Source organism: Streptomyces sp. NPDC043952 (assembly GCF_056435325.1).
This window is the reverse complement of the sequence record NZ_JBWKES010000001.1, coordinates 146,681-160,753: the sequence shown is the minus strand read 5'-3', so window position 1 is coordinate 160,753 and position 14,073 is coordinate 146,681. Positions and strand designations below refer to the sequence as shown.

At 73.4% G+C, this 14,073-nt stretch carries 11 protein-coding genes; 7 read left to right on the top strand and 4 right to left on the bottom strand.

The annotated features are described in order from the left end of the window. Positions 1 to 444: 444 nt before the first annotated feature. The 3 genes from AC069R_RS00750 to AC069R_RS00740 form a co-directional block, all read right to left on the bottom strand. Positions 445 to 2,739, bottom strand: coding sequence for a heavy metal translocating P-type ATPase (locus tag AC069R_RS00750; protein ID WP_478763339.1), 2,295 nt, complete (start codon positions 2,737 to 2,739; stop codon positions 445 to 447). Between the two features lie 86 nt (positions 2,740 to 2,825). Then, positions 2,826 to 3,065, bottom strand: a complete 240-nt coding sequence (locus tag AC069R_RS00745; RefSeq protein WP_478763338.1) for a heavy-metal-associated domain-containing protein — start codon at positions 3,063 to 3,065, stop codon at positions 2,826 to 2,828. 87 nt (positions 3,066 to 3,152) lie between these two features. After that, positions 3,153 to 4,106, bottom strand: coding sequence for a PrsW family glutamic-type intramembrane protease (locus AC069R_RS00740; protein WP_478763337.1), 954 nt, complete (start codon positions 4,104 to 4,106; stop codon positions 3,153 to 3,155). 188 nt (positions 4,107 to 4,294) lie between these two features. On the opposite strand from AC069R_RS00740, the gene AC069R_RS00735 reads away from it, so the two are divergent. Beyond that, entirely contained in the window at positions 4,295 to 5,338 is a 1,044-nt protein-coding gene (locus tag AC069R_RS00735; RefSeq protein ID WP_478763335.1) for a zinc-dependent alcohol dehydrogenase family protein, read from the top strand. 22 nt (positions 5,339 to 5,360) lie between these two features. Here AC069R_RS00735 and AC069R_RS00730 read toward each other — a convergent pair whose 3' ends face one another. Continuing rightward, positions 5,361 to 5,561: a helix-turn-helix transcriptional regulator gene (locus AC069R_RS00730; protein WP_478763334.1), complete on the bottom strand. Its 201-nt coding sequence runs from the start codon at positions 5,559 to 5,561 to the stop codon at positions 5,361 to 5,363. A gap of 351 nt (positions 5,562 to 5,912) precedes the next feature. Here AC069R_RS00730 and iolC point away from each other — a divergent pair, with 351 nt between their 5' ends. The 6 genes from iolC (at position 5,913) to AC069R_RS00700 (ending at position 13,962) form a co-directional block, all read left to right on the top strand. Then, positions 5,913 to 6,863, top strand: a complete 951-nt coding sequence (iolC, locus tag AC069R_RS00725; RefSeq protein WP_478763332.1) for a 5-dehydro-2-deoxygluconokinase — start codon at positions 5,913 to 5,915, stop codon at positions 6,861 to 6,863. Between the two features lie 191 nt (positions 6,864 to 7,054). Continuing rightward, a complete protein-coding gene (locus AC069R_RS00720) occupies positions 7,055 to 7,951 on the top strand; it encodes a Cgl0159 family (beta/alpha)8-fold protein (protein WP_478763682.1) in 897 nt (298 codons plus the stop codon). After that, positions 7,948 to 8,772, top strand: coding sequence for a 5-deoxy-glucuronate isomerase (gene iolB / locus AC069R_RS00715; RefSeq protein ID WP_478763330.1), 825 nt, complete (start codon positions 7,948 to 7,950; stop codon positions 8,770 to 8,772). Before AC069R_RS00720 ends, iolB begins: the two co-directional genes overlap by 4 nt. Beyond that, positions 8,769 to 10,640: a 3D-(3,5/4)-trihydroxycyclohexane-1,2-dione acylhydrolase (decyclizing) gene (gene iolD, locus AC069R_RS00710; RefSeq protein WP_478763328.1), complete on the top strand. Its 1,872-nt coding sequence runs from the start codon at positions 8,769 to 8,771 to the stop codon at positions 10,638 to 10,640. Before iolB ends, iolD begins: the two co-directional genes overlap by 4 nt. A gap of 17 nt (positions 10,641 to 10,657) precedes the next feature. Then, positions 10,658 to 12,160: a CoA-acylating methylmalonate-semialdehyde dehydrogenase gene (gene mmsA / locus AC069R_RS00705; protein WP_397985870.1), complete on the top strand. Its 1,503-nt coding sequence runs from the start codon at positions 10,658 to 10,660 to the stop codon at positions 12,158 to 12,160. Between the two features lie 398 nt (positions 12,161 to 12,558). Then, positions 12,559 to 13,962 (top strand): APC family permease, encoded by a 1,404-nt coding sequence (locus tag AC069R_RS00700; RefSeq protein ID WP_478763325.1) that lies wholly within the window; start codon positions 12,559 to 12,561, stop codon positions 13,960 to 13,962. Positions 13,963 to 14,073: the final 111 nt, after the last annotated feature.

Here is a 14,073-nt window from a genome sequence, read left to right as displayed (position 1 = left end):
CCGACGACCAGGGCGCCTTCCCATGTCCCGGTGCGGATTCCCCCCACGGGATCCGGGCCGGGCGCTCGGAGAGGACAGCGCCTGAATCGCTGTCGATGTGCGGTCTGCCGGGACAAGCACGCCGGGAGGGCCGCTCAAAGCTTCCCGGTGTACGTGCCCCGGCAACGCATCTCCGGGGACGTCCCCCAAGACATCCCCAGACGCCGGAACAGCGCCCCCCAAGACGCCGATCCGACATCGCCAACTTAGACCTTCGAACCCCTTCGATGGTTACGTTCACGCCACTGTGATCTGCGTCTCTTGCATATGTCCCTTTGGTGCGCAAGAGCCCCGATCCGTCGATCGGGACCCGAGCGTAAGGATGATGCGCGAGCCTTGTGAAGAGTTTATGGGAGGCTCGCGTCCGTCTCTAGAGGGACTCCGGTACCGGCTTCGAGTGCCTTGTCACCGGAACCGGCGCAGCCGCAGGCTGTTGGTGACCACGAATACCGAGGAGAACGCCATCGCGGCGCCCGCGATCATCGGGTTCAGCAGTCCCGCGGCGGCCAGCGGCAGCGCGGCCACGTTGTAGCCGAACGCCCAGACGAGGTTGCCCTTGATGGTGGCCAGCGTGCGCCGGGACAGCCGGATCGCGTCGGCCGCCGTCCGCAGATCGCCGCGGACCAGCGTCAGATCGCCCGCCTCGATCGCCGCGTCGGTGCCGGTGCCCATCGCCAGGCCCAGGTCGGCGGTGGCGAGGGCGGCCGCGTCGTTGACCCCGTCGCCGACCATGGCCACCACGCGGCCCTCGGCCCTCAGACGCCGTACGACGTCCACCTTGTCCTCGGGCAGCACCTCCGCGTACACCTGCCCGGCGTCGATGCCGACGGCCCTGGCGACCGACTCGGCGACCGTCCGGTTGTCCCCGGTGAGCAGCACCGGCGTCAGCCCGAGGGCGCGCAGCTCGCGGATCGCCTCCGCGCTGGTCTCCTTGATCGCGTCGGCGACCGCGAGGACCCCGCGGGCCCGTCCGCCCCAGCCCGCCAGGACGGCCGTACGGCCCTCCCGCTCGGCCTCGGCGGCCGCGCGGGCCAGCTCCTCGGGAACCTCGTCGTACAGGCGCCCCACGGCCACCTCACGGCCGTCCACGCGCCCGCGTACGCCCCGTCCCGGAACGTTCTCGAAGCGCTCGACCGCCGGGAGGGCGCCGGCGCTCTCCTCGGCGCCGGCCGCGATGGCGCGGGCGACCGGGTGCTCGGAGGCGTGTTCCAGGGCGCCGGCGAGGCGCAGCAGCTCCTTCTCGTCCTCGCCGGCGGCGGCGTACACCGTCTGGAGGGTCATCCGGCCGGTGGTGACGGTGCCGGTCTTGTCCAGGACGACGGTGTCGACGCGCCGGGTGGACTCCAGCACCTCGGGGCCCTTGATCAGGATGCCGAGCTGGGCGCCGCGCCCGGTGCCGACCATCAGCGCGGTCGGCGTGGCCAGGCCCAGCGCGCAGGGGCAGGCGATGATCAGCACGGCGACGGCGGCGGTGAACGCGGAGACCGCGTCCCCGGTGACGCCGAGCCAGACCCCGAAGGTGCCGAGCGCGATCAGGATGACCACGGGCACGAACACCGCGGAGACCCGGTCGGCGAGCCGCTGCACCTCGGCCTTGCCGTTCTGCGCGTCCTCCACCAGCCGGGCCATCCGGGCGAGCTGGGTGTCGGCGCCGACGCGGGTGGCCTCGACCACCAGCCGGCCGCCCGCGTTGACCGTGGCGCCGGTGACCCGGTCGCCGGGGCCGACGTCCACCGGCACCGACTCGCCGGTCAGCATGGACGCGTCGACCGCGGAGACGCCCTCGACCACGGTGCCGTCGGTGGCGACCTTCTCGCCGGGCCGTACGACGAACCGGTCGCCGACCGCGAGCGAGGAGACGGGCACCCGCACCTCACGCCCGTCCCGCAGCACCGCCACGTCCTTCGCGCCCAGCTCCAGCAGCGCCTTCAGAGCGGCACCGGCGCGGCGCTTGGAGCGGGCCTCCAGATAGCGGCCGAGCAGGATCAGCGCGATGACACCGGAGGCGACCTCCAGATAGATCGTGGCGGCGCCGTCCGTCCGGGAGACGGTGAGGCGGAACTCGTCGTGCATGCCGGTCATCCCGGCGCGGCCGAGGAACAGCGCCCACAGCGACCAGCCGAACGCGGCCAGCGTGCCGACCGAGACCAGGGTGTCCATGGTGGCCGCGCCGTGCCGGGCGTTGGTCCAGGCGGCGCGGTGGAAGGGCGCGCCGCCCCAGACGACGACGGGCGCGGCGAGGGTGAGGGAGAGCCACTGCCAGTTGTCGAACTGGAGGGCCGGGATCATCGCGAGCAGGACGACGGGCAGCGCGAGCAGCGCGGAGACGAGCAGCCGGTGGCGCAGTGCGCCGAGTTCGGGGTCCCGCTCGGCGGACTCCGGGGCCGCGGCCTCCGGTTCGGGCCGCGGCGGGGCGGGCTCCTCGGCGGTGTACCCGGTCTTCACGACGGTCGCGATCAGATCGGCGACGTCGACGCCCGCGCCGTAGCTGACCTTCGCCTTCTCGGTGGCGAAGTTGACGGTGGCGCTGACGCCGTCCATCCGGTTGAGCTTCTTCTCCACGCGCGCGGCGCAGGAGGCGCAGGTCATCCCGCCGATGAGCAGTTCGACCTCGGACACCGTACCGGAGGACGTCGTGCCGGAGGACGCCGCGCCGGGGGTTATGGCGGTGTCCGCTTGCTCTGCGATGGTGCTGGTCATGTCCGGACTCCAGACATCGGACCGGACCGCGCGGAGCCAGTATCAGCTGGTCGGCGCGGCCGGTCGGGACTGTGGAAGGGCGGTGCTCAGGCCTTGCCGGCCAGCTCGAAGCCGGCCTCGTCCACGGCGGCGCGGACGGCCTCGTCGTCCAGCGGGGCGGCGGAGACGACGGTCACCTCGCCGCTCGACGCGACGGCCTTCACCGCGGTGACGCCGGGGAGCTGGGAGATCTCGCCGGAGACGGATCCCTCGCAGTGTCCGCAGCTCATGCCGGTCACCTTGTAGACGGTGGTGACGGAGGCCGGGGTGTCGGTGTGGGCGCTCATGTCGTTCTCCTCGTCGTGGCGCATGGGGCCGGTGGGGTTCGCCGGTGTTGTTCCCGATGGTTTCCCCACCGTCCTCAGAGTATACCCCTAGGGGGTATTTCTCCAAGGGGGATACGAGGGATTCCGCCGGGCGAGTGACAGCGCCCAGGCGAGCGCGGCCAGCGCGACCAGGGCCGGGCCCAGGGCGGAGACGAGGGCGAGCAGGTGCTGCTGGGCGGCGCTCGGCTGCGGCGGGTACCCCGGCGCGAACAATCCGCTCTCCACGCCCCGGCCGGTGAGCCGTACGACCAGCCAGGGCGCGAGGCCGCGCGCCGTGTCCGCCAGGGCGTGCAGCAGGGTGGCGCCCATGCAGGCGGCGACCACCGGCGGGGCGTACCGGAAGCGGCCGTCGGGGCGGCGCAGCGCCAGCAGCACACCGCCCGCGGCCGCGGTCCAGGCCCCCTGCCCGAGGGGCGCGAGCAGCCCGCGCACCAGCTCCGTCTCCAACTGCCCCCAGGGGTCCGGGGCCCACAGGGCGGCGTCGAGGGCGTGCCCGGCGCTCTCCAGCGCCGCGAAACCGACACCGACGGCGGCGCCCAGCATCAGCCCGGCCCGCATGCCGCGGACGGCCGGCTGCCGGCGCAGCGCGAACACCAGCGCCCCCAGCTTGGCCGCCTCCTCGGCCAGGGCGACGGTCAGGTACCGGCTCAGGGAGGGGTGCGGTGCGGAGGAGGCCGCGAGCGAGGCGCCGAGCACGCCGAGCGCGCCGCCCGCCAGGAAGCAGCCGAGGACCGCGCTGACCCCGAGGTCGCGGGCGCCCCGCTCGTACGCCCACAGCACGAGGACCACCGGCACCAGGAAGGTGCCCAGCAGGGCGGGCGTCACGAGCGCCGCCGTGCTCCGGGTCGCGAGGGCCAGCCCCGCGGCCGGTCCCCACACCGCGAGCCCGCCGACCAGACAGCGCCGCCACAGGCCCGCGCCGATGCGGGGGTACGGGGGCGGGGGCTGCTGCGGATGGGGGATACGGGCCTTGGGCGTGCCGGGCGGCGGGGGGTGGCTCACGTGGGTCGTCCCCTCGGGCTGGGGCAGGGGCGGGTCGCCGGGGCGGTGCGTCGAGCGATGCGCTGGGCGGGTTCACGGACGGATCCCTCGCACCTTAGGCAGATGTCCCGAACCGCCGCCGTCCGGCTGCGCCGTCCGCGTGACGGTCCGTGGGTGGCGGCGGGCGCCGGCGTGAAAGGGTGGGCCGTATGCGAGCGGTGGTGTTCGAGGAGTTCGGGAAGCCGGCCGAGGTGCGGGAGGTGCCCGACCCGGCGCCCGCGGAGCACGGGGTCGTGGTGCGGGTGGAGGCGACCGGGCTGTGCCGCAGCGACTGGCACGGCTGGATGGGACACGATCCGGACATCGTGCTGCCGCATGTGCCCGGACACGAACTCGCCGGTGTGGTCGAGGCGGTGGGCAGCCGGGTGACCGGCCGGCGGCCCGGCGACCGGGTCACCGTGCCGTTCGTCTGCGCCTGCGGCACCTGCCCGGCCTGCGCGGCGGGCGAGCAGCAGGTGTGCGAGCGGCAGACCCAGCCCGGCTTCACCCACTGGGGCTCCTTCGCCGAGTACGTCGCCCTCGACCACGCCGACGTCAACCTCGTGGCGATCCCGGACGGCATGGCGGCCGCCACCGCCGCGGGCCTCGGCTGCCGCTTCGCCACCGCCTTCCGTGCCGTGGTGCAGCAGGGGCGGGCCGCGGCCGGTGAGTGGGTCGCGGTGCACGGCTGCGGCGGGGTCGGCCTGTCCGCGGTGATGATCGCGGCGGCGGCCGGGGCGCGGGTGGTCGCCGTGGACATCGCGCCCCAAGCGCTGGAGCTGGCCCGGACGTTCGGCGCGGCGCACTGCCTGGACGCGAGCGCGGTGCCCGACACGGGCGCGGCGGTACGCGAGCTGACCGGCGGCGGCGCCCACCTCTCCCTGGACGCCCTCGGCTCGCCCGCCACCTGCGCCGCCTCCGTGGGCTCCCTGCGCCGCCGCGGCCGGCACGTCCAGGTCGGGCTGCTGCCCTCGGCCGACGGTACGACCCCGGTGCCGATGGCCCGCGCGATCGCGCTGGAGCTGGAACTGCTCGGCAGCCACGGCATGGCCGCCCACGCCTACCCCGGCATGCTGGAGCTGGTCCGCTCCGGCGCGCTGCGCCCGGACCTCCTGGTGACCTCCGTCATCCCGCTCGACGCGGCCCCGGCGGCCCTCGCCCGGATGGGCCAGGCGCCGGGGGCCGGGGTGACGGTCATCGAGCCGTGGTCGTAACTCCCCTGGAAGCAGAGGACGTTCAGTCCGGCCGGCGGCCGCGGTTGCTCGGCCGGGAGGCGACCCAGGCGCGCACGGTGTCCGCGTACCAGTAGGGCTTGCCGCCCTCCACCTGGTCCGGCGGGGGCAGCAACCCGTGTTTGCGGTACGACCGCACGGTGTCCGGCTGCACCTTGATGTGCGCCGCGATCTCCTTGTACGACCAGAGCCTGCGGTCGGTCATGAGCTGCACCTCCCCGCGCGCACCGCGGGGGCGGCCGGGGACGGCCGTCGGGGGAACCGGGTGCTGCGCTGGCGATCATCAAGCCTGCGCCCGGACAACGACGCACCGTCACCAACGGTCAGCCCCTGTCGACCGGGTGTGACGCAGCGCCCGCGTAGGCGCGACATGTGTGACGGAAGAGGGGTATTTGTGACACGGCTGACGCAAAGTGGGGCGCGGATGCGCGGGTAGCCGGCCCCGGACCGGGGAACGAACCCGGCACTCCCTGTCGTCCGAATGTCCGGACAAAGCATTGACAGTGCTCCGCGGGCAGGAATAGAAAGCCGGGGGAGCCGGGACGAAGGGGAGCCGATGGCGTACGACCTGATCACCATGGGCCGGATCGGGGTGGACCTGTATCCGCTCCAGGCCGGGGTCCCGCTCGCGCGGGTGACGTCCTTCGGCAAGTTCCTCGGCGGCTCGGCGACCAACGTCGCGGTGGCGGCGGCGCGGCTGGGGCGGACCGCCGCCGTGATCACCCGTACCGGTGACGATCCCTTCGGTGCCTATCTGCACGACGCGCTGCGCGCCCTCGGCGTCGACGACCGCTGGGTCACCTCCGTGCCCGGCCTCCCCACCCCCGTCACCTTCTGCGAGATCTTCCCGCCGGACGACTTCCCGCTGTACTTCTACCGGCAGCCCAAGGCCCCCGACCTGGAGATCGAGGCCGGCGAGCTGAACCTCGACGCCATCGCCGCCGCCCGGATCTTCTGGATGACCGGCACCGGTCTCAGCGAGGAACCGAGCCGTACGGCCACGCTCGCCGCCCTGGCCCACCGGGACCGGGCCGGTGCCACCGTCTTCGACCTGGACTGGCGGCCGATGTTCTGGCGCGACCCCGAGACCGCCCGCCCTTTCTACGCCGAGGCGCTGCGGCACGCCACCGTCGCGGTCGGCAACCTGGACGAGGTGGAGATCGCCACCGGCACCCGTGAACCCCACGCCGCCGCACGGGCGTTGCTGGACGCGGGGGTCCGGCTCGCCGTGGTGAAACAGGGGCCCGAGGGGGTGCTGGCCGTCGGCGCGGACGGCGCGGCGATCGAGGTGCCCCCGCTGCCCGTCACCGTCCTCAACGGGCTCGGCGCCGGAGACGCGTTCGGCGGCTGGCTGTGCCACGGGCTGCTGGCCGGCTGGGACCTGGAGACCACCCTGCGCGGCGCCAACGCGGCCGGCGCCATCGTCGCCTCCCGCCTGGAGTGCTCCACCGCGATGCCCACCCCGGCCGAGGTGGCCGCCGCCCTCGCCGCCGGAGCCGTACGATGACCGCGCCCGACCCGCCGGGCCACACCGACGACACGGACCGGACCGACGGCGCGGGCCACACCGACGACACGGACCGGACCGACGGCGCGGGCCGCACCGGTGCCGCAGACCCGGCCGACGGCGTAAACGGCACCCGCACCCCACCCCGCGCCCCCACCCCCACCCACGCCCGCCCCCACCCCCGACCCGTCATCGACACCGCCGACCTGGCCCGCATCCGCGCCCGGAACCCCGAGGCCATCGCCGAGGCCGCGGCCCGGCGCCGGCGCCGTCCGCTGCTGGACGACACCGGCCGGCTGCTGATCGTCGCCGCCGACCACCCCGCCCGCGGCGCCCTCCGCGTCGGCGGCCGGGAATTCGCCATGGCCGACCGCGCCGACCTGCTCGGCCGCCTCTGCCTCGCGCTGTCGCGGCCCGGCGTCGACGGCGTCCTCGGCACCGCCGACATCCTGGACGACCTGCTGCTGCTCGGCGCCCTGGACGGCAAGGTCGTCATGGGCTCGATGAACCGCGGCGGGCTGCGCGGCGCGTGCTTCGAACTGGACGACCGGTTCACCGGATACCGCCCCGAGGACATCGACCGCCTCGGCTTCGACGCGGGGAAGCTGCTGCTGCGCCTCGACTACACCGACCCCGGCTCCCTGGCCACCCTGGAGTCCGCCGCCCGTGCCGTCGACGCCATGGCCGAGCGCCGGCTCCCGGTCTTCGTGGAACCCTTCATCAGCCGCCGCACCCCCGAAGGCGCCCTCGTCAACGACCTCTCCGCCGGGGCCGTCACCCGCTCCCTCGCCATCGCCTCGGGCCTGGGCGGCAGTTCGGCCTACACCTGGCTGAAGGTCCCGGTGACCGAGGACCCGCGGGACATGGCCCGCGTCATGGCGGCCTCCACCCTCCCCGCCGTCCTGCTCGGCGGCGACACGGGCGACGCGCCCGCCGACCGCCGCGCCGCCCACGAGAAGTGGCGCGCCGCGCTCCACCTGCCCACCGTGCGCGGCCTGGTGGCCGGCCGTTCGCTGCTGTACCCGGCGGACGGCGACGTGGCCGCCGCCGTGGACACCGCCACCGCACTGCTGCGAGGGGCCGTATGACCAGCACCGACCTGTATCTGCCGCGGGGCACCACCGCGAGCGCCGAGTACGCCCTCGACATCGGCCCCGAGCGCGCCGGATGGACGTACGGCGCGCTGCGTATCGTCGAGTTGTCCCCGGACGGTAGCCATACGTTCACCACCGGGAACAGCGAGTGGATCGTGCTTCCGCTGGAAGGCGGATGTACCGTTCGAATCGAGGAAAGCGAGTTCCAACTCCTGGGTCGGGACAGCGTGTTCGCGGGGGCCTCCGACTTCGCGTACGCGCCCCGAGCGGCCCGGGTCCAGATCGCCTCCGGCGCGGGAGGCCGCTTCGCCCTGGCAGGAGCGAAGTGCGAGCGACGACTCCCCGCCCGCTACGGCCCCGCGCCGGAGGTCCCCGTCGAGCGGCGCGGCAGCGGCGGCTGCGCCCGCCAGGTGCGCAACTTCGCCGCCGCCGACGCGTTCGAGTGCGACCGGCTGATCGCCGTCGAGGTCCTCACCCCCGGCGGCAACTGGTCCTCGTACCCGCCGCACAAGCACGACGAGCACCGGCCGGGCGAGGAGTGCGAGCTGGAGGAGATCTACTACTTCGAGATCGAGGGACCCGGCGGCCTCGGCTACCAGCGGGTGTTCCCCTCCCGGCCGGGCGGCGCCGATGTGCTCGCCGAGGTCCGCTCCGGCGACGCCGTCCTCGTCCCCGACGGCTGGCACGGCCCCTCCATCGCCCAGCCGGGACACGCCATGTACTACCTGAACGTGATGGCCGGGCCCGGCGAGAGCAGGGAGTGGCGGATCCGCTTCCACCCCGACCACACCGGGACCACCGGGGGCTACCGATGACGATCCGGCTCACCGTCGCCCAGGCACTCGTCCGCTTCCTCGCCGCCCAGCACACCGAACGCGACGGCGGGCGGCGCCGGTTGATCGCCGCCACCTGGGGCATCTTCGGCCACGGGAACGTGGCGGGCATCGGGCAGGCGCTGGTCGAGTACGCGGACGTGATGCCGTACCACCAGGGCCGCAACGAGCAGGCCATGGTGCACGCGGCCGTCGGCTACGCCCGCCAGTCGGGCCGCCTCGCCACCCACGCGGTGACGACCTCGATCGGCCCCGGCGCCACCAACCTCGTCACCGGCGCCGCCCTCGCCACCGTCAACCACCTCCCCGTCCTGCTGCTGCCCGGCGACGTCTTCGCCACCCGCCCCGCCGACCCGGTCCTCCAGCAGCTGGAGGTGCCGTACGCGGGCGACGTCTCGGTCAACGACACGCTGCGCCCGGTCTCCCGCTACTTCGACCGGATCACCCGCCCCGAGCAGCTCGTCCCGAGCGCGCTCGCGGCCGTGCGGGTGCTCACCGACCCGGTGGAGACCGGCGCGGTCACCCTCGCCCTGCCGCAGGACGTGCAGGCGGAGGCGTACGACTGGCCCGAGGAGTTCTTCGCCGAGCGGGTGTGGACCGTACGACGGCCGGGCCCCGACCCCACCGAACTGGCCCGCGCCGCACGGGCCGTGCGGGTCGCGCGCCGCCCCCTCCTCGTCGCGGGCGGCGGGGTGCGGCACAGCCGCGCCGAGGCGGCCCTCGCCGCGTTCGCCGGGGCGACCGGCATCCCGGTCGCGTCCACCCAGGCCGGCAAGGGCGCGCTGCGGTACGACCATCCGCAGGACGTCGGCGGGATCGGCCACACCGGCACCGCGACCGCCGACGACCTGGCGCGCACCGCGGACCTGGTGATCGGCGTCGGCACCCGCTTCACCGACTTCACCACCGCCTCCGGCACCCTCTTCCAGCACCCGGACGTCCGCTTCCTGCACCTGAACATCGCGCCCCACGACGCCCACAAACTGGCCGCGCTGCCCCTGGTCGCCGACGCCCGCACCGGCCTGGAGGAGCTGAGCCAGGCGCTGGCGTCCCACCAGGCGGACGGCGCGTACGTGGAGGAGTACACGGCGGGCAAGGAGCGCTGGGAGCGGCGGGTCGACGCCTGCTTCGCGAGCCCCGACCCCGAGGCGCGGCCGACCCAGGCGCAGGTCCTCGGCGCGCTGGACGCCCTGGTGGACGAGTCGGACATCCTGATCAACGCGGCCGGTTCGCTCCCCGGCGAGCTGCACAAGCTGTGGCGGGCGCGCTCCCGCGACCAGTACCACGTGGAGTACGGCTACTCCTGCATGGGCTACGAGATCCCGGCCGCGCTCGGCGTGAAGCTGGCGGCGCCGGAGCGGAACGTCTGGGCGCTGGTCGGGGACGGCACGTATCTGATGATGCCGACCGAGCTCGTGACCGCCGTCCAGGAGGGCATCGCGATCAAGGTGCTGCTGGTGCAGAACCACGGGTACGCGTCCATCGGAGGGCTCTCGGCGGCGGTGGGCGGCGAGGGGTTCGGCACCGCCTACCGGTTCAGGACGGAGGAAGGGGCGTATACGGGCGCCCCGCTGCCCGTCGATCTCGCGGCCAACGCGGCCAGCCTGGGGATGCGGGTTTTGCGGGCGGGCAGCGCCGGGGAGCTGCGCGCGGCGCTCGCCGAGGCGCGGACCGCCGACACCGCCACATGTGTCTACGTCGAGACCGAAACGTCCGACACTGTGTCGGGCGCGCCCGGCGCACAGGCCTGGTGGGATGTTCCCGTGGCCGCGACCGCGACCCGGACACCCGCGGTCACGGCACGCGAGCAGTACGAACGGCACGTCTCGACCCGACGCCGCCATCTGTGAGTAAGGAGTCTCTGGGCATGACGAAGATCGTCAACCACTGGATCGGCGGGAAGACCGCCGAAGGCGCGTCGGGCACGTACGGGCCGGTCACCGACCCGGCGACCGGCGCGGTCACCACCAAGGTCGCGTTCGCCTCCGTGGAGGAGGTGGACGCCGCGGTCGCCGCCGCCAAGGACGCCTTCGCGACCTGGGGCCAGTCCTCGCTCGCGCAGCGCACCACCATCCTCTTCAAGTTCCGGGCGCTGCTGGACGCGCACCGCGACGAGATCGCCGAGCTGATCACCGCCGAGCACGGCAAGGTGCACTCCGACGCGCTCGGCGAGGTCGCCCGCGGCCTGGAGATCGTGGACCTGGCCTGCGGCATCAACGTGCAGCTCAAGGGCGAGCTGTCCACCCAGGTCGCGAGCCGCGTGGACGTGGCCTCGATCCGCCAGCCGCTCGGTGTGGTCGCGGGCATCACGCCGTTCAACTTCCCGGCGATGGTCCCGATGTGGATGTTCCCGATCGCCATCGCGACCGGCAACACCTTCGTGCTCAAGCCGAGCGAGAAGGACCCCTCCGCCTCCGTCCGCATCGCGGAGCTGCTGGCCGAGGCCGGCCTCCCGGACGGCGTGTTCAACGTGGTGCACGGCGACAAGGTGGCCGTGGACCGGCTCCTTGAGCACCCGGACGTGCAGGCCGTCTCCTTCGTCGGCTCCACCCCGATCGCCCGCTACATCCACGCCACCGCCTCCGCGCACGGCAAGCGCGTGCAGGCCCTGGGCGGCGCCAAGAACCACATGCTGGTGCTGCCGGACGCCGACCTGGACGCGGCGGCCGACGCGGCCGTCTCCGCGGCCTACGGCTCCGCCGGCGAGCGCTGCATGGCGATCTCCGCGGTCGTGGCGGTCGGCTCCATCGGCGACGAGCTGGTGGCGAAGATCCGCGAGCGCGCCGAGAAGATCAAGATCGGTCCGGGCAACGACCCGGCCTCCGAGATGGGCCCGCTGATCACCGCCGCCCACCGCGACAAGGTGGCCTCCTATGTCGCCGGCGCGGCCGCCGAGGGCGCCGAGGTGGTCCTGGACGGCACCGGCTTCACGGTCGAGGGGTACGAGGACGGCCACTGGATCGGCATCTCCCTGCTGGACAAGGTGCCGACGACCGCCAAGGCGTACCAGGACGAGATCTTCGGCCCGGTGCTGTGCGTGCTGCGCGTGGACACCTACGACGAGGGCGTGGCCCTCATGAACGCGTCGCCGTTCGGCAACGGCACCGCGATCTTCACCCGGGACGGCGGCGCCGCCCGCCGCTTCCAGCTGGAGGTCGAGGCCGGCATGGTCGGCGTGAACGTGCCGATCCCGGTGCCGGTGGGCTACCACTCCTTCGGCGGCTGGAAGGACTCGCTGTTCGGCGACCACCACATCTACGGCAACGACGGCACGCACTTCTACACCCGCGGCAAGGTGATCACCACCCGCTGGCCGGACCCGGCGGACGCCCCCGCCGGCGTCGACCTCGGGTTCCCCCGCAACCACTGAGCGTGACCTAGCACCGCCGCTTCCCCCTCGTCAGGCCGTCCGGATACCGGACGGCCTGACATTTTTTTGAAACGTCGGCTGCGGTTCCCGTTCATGTGGAGGAAACGGGTGACGAAGGGGTGGCCGGGGGATGACCTTAGAAAGCAAGGTCAGATCACGCACAGGCTTGATGGATGCACCTATAGAGCCTTGTTGCCTGTGAATCTGATCCCCGGCGGCACGTGCCCCAGGTGCGGATTCCGAAGGCAAACACCCATTGACGTGGTGGTTTTCGTCGGGGTTCCCTATGGGCGCCGGGAGCGGACGAAGACGACCGTACGACGACGATCCGCCGGAGGCGATAGCGCTCCCGAACCCCCCACCCTCACGCACGACACGAGTCGATCGGATTCCGCCGCATGACCGACACGCTCCGCCCTGTCGAGACCGGTCTCCTCTCCGAGGCCACGGACAGCCCCCAGAAGCTCAAGCGCTCCATCGGCGTGGTCGGCGGCACTCTGCTCACCCTCTCGTGCGTCACACCGGCCTCCACCCTGTTCGTGATCGTGCCGGACCTCTTCTCCAGCCTGGGCACGGCGACCGCGCTCTGCCTCGCCATCGGCGCGCTGCTCTGCATCCCGGTCGCCTTCTGCTACTCGGAGCTGGGCACCCTGATCCCCAGCGCGGGCGGCGAGTACGCCATCGTCTCCACCCTCGCGGGACGGCTGTCCGGCTGGCTGGCCTTCGTGATGTCGCTGCTCGTCGTGATGATCGTCCCTCCGGTCATCGCGATGGGCACCGCCGACTACCTCGCCCCGATCGTCCACCTCGACCCGTCCTGGACGGGCGCCGGCGTGATGATCGCGGCCACCCTCGCGGGCCTGCTCGACCTGCGCGCCAACGCCTGGATCACCGGCATCTTCCTGGTCCTGGAGGTCATCGCGGCCGGTGTCGTCGCCGTGCTGGGCTTCGCCCACTCCCACCGCGGCCTGGGCTCCCTCACCTCCTTCCAGATCGCCGGCGAGCACGCCCACGTCAACCCGGTGACGGCCATGATGGTCCTCTCGGGGCTCGCCATCGCCCTCTTCGCCACCCAGGGCTTCTCCACCGCCGTCTACCTCTCCGAGGAACTGGAGAACCCGCGCCGCAACGTCGCCCGGACCGTCCTCGCGACGCTGGCCATCTCCAGCGTGGTCATCCTGGTGCCGGTCACCGCGATCACCCTGGGCGCGGGCAACCTCACCGCCCTGACCGGCGGCAACATCTCCAGCATGGTCATCGCCTGGAGCAACACGGCCGTCGGCACCTTCGTCAGCCTCTGCGTCGCCCTCGCCATCATCAACGCGGGCATCGTGATGGTCATCCAGAACTCCCGCGTCCTGTTCGCCTCCGCCCGCGACAAGGCCTGGCCCTCGCCGGTCAACAACGCCCTGTCCAAGCTCGGCCGGTTCGGCTCCCCCTGGGTCGCCACCCTGGTCGTGGGCGTCCCCGGCGCGTTCCTCTGCTTCGTCAACCTGGACACCCTCTACGGCGTGACCGGCGTCGCCGTCACCGCCCTCTACCTCCTGGTCGCCGTCGCCGCACTGCTCGGCCGCCGCGGCCACCACGGCACCCGCAAGGCCTGGCGGATGCCGCTGTGGCCCGCCATGCCGGTCCTGCTGATCGCCGTCCTGGTCTACATCCTGGTCGAGCAGGAGGTCTCGTACCTGATCTGGACCGGCGGCATCACCCTCGTCGCCACCCTCTACTGGGCCTTCTACCTCCGCCCGCGCCAGGAGACCCGCTGGCTGGTGTCCCTCCCCGAGGACACCCTGGAGAGCTGAGCCCCCCGGCGGGGGGGGGGGGGGGGGGGGGGGGGGGGGGGGGGAGGGGGGGGGGGGGAGGGGGTGGGGGGGGGGGGGGGGGGTGGTGAGGGGGGGGGGGGGGGGGGGGGA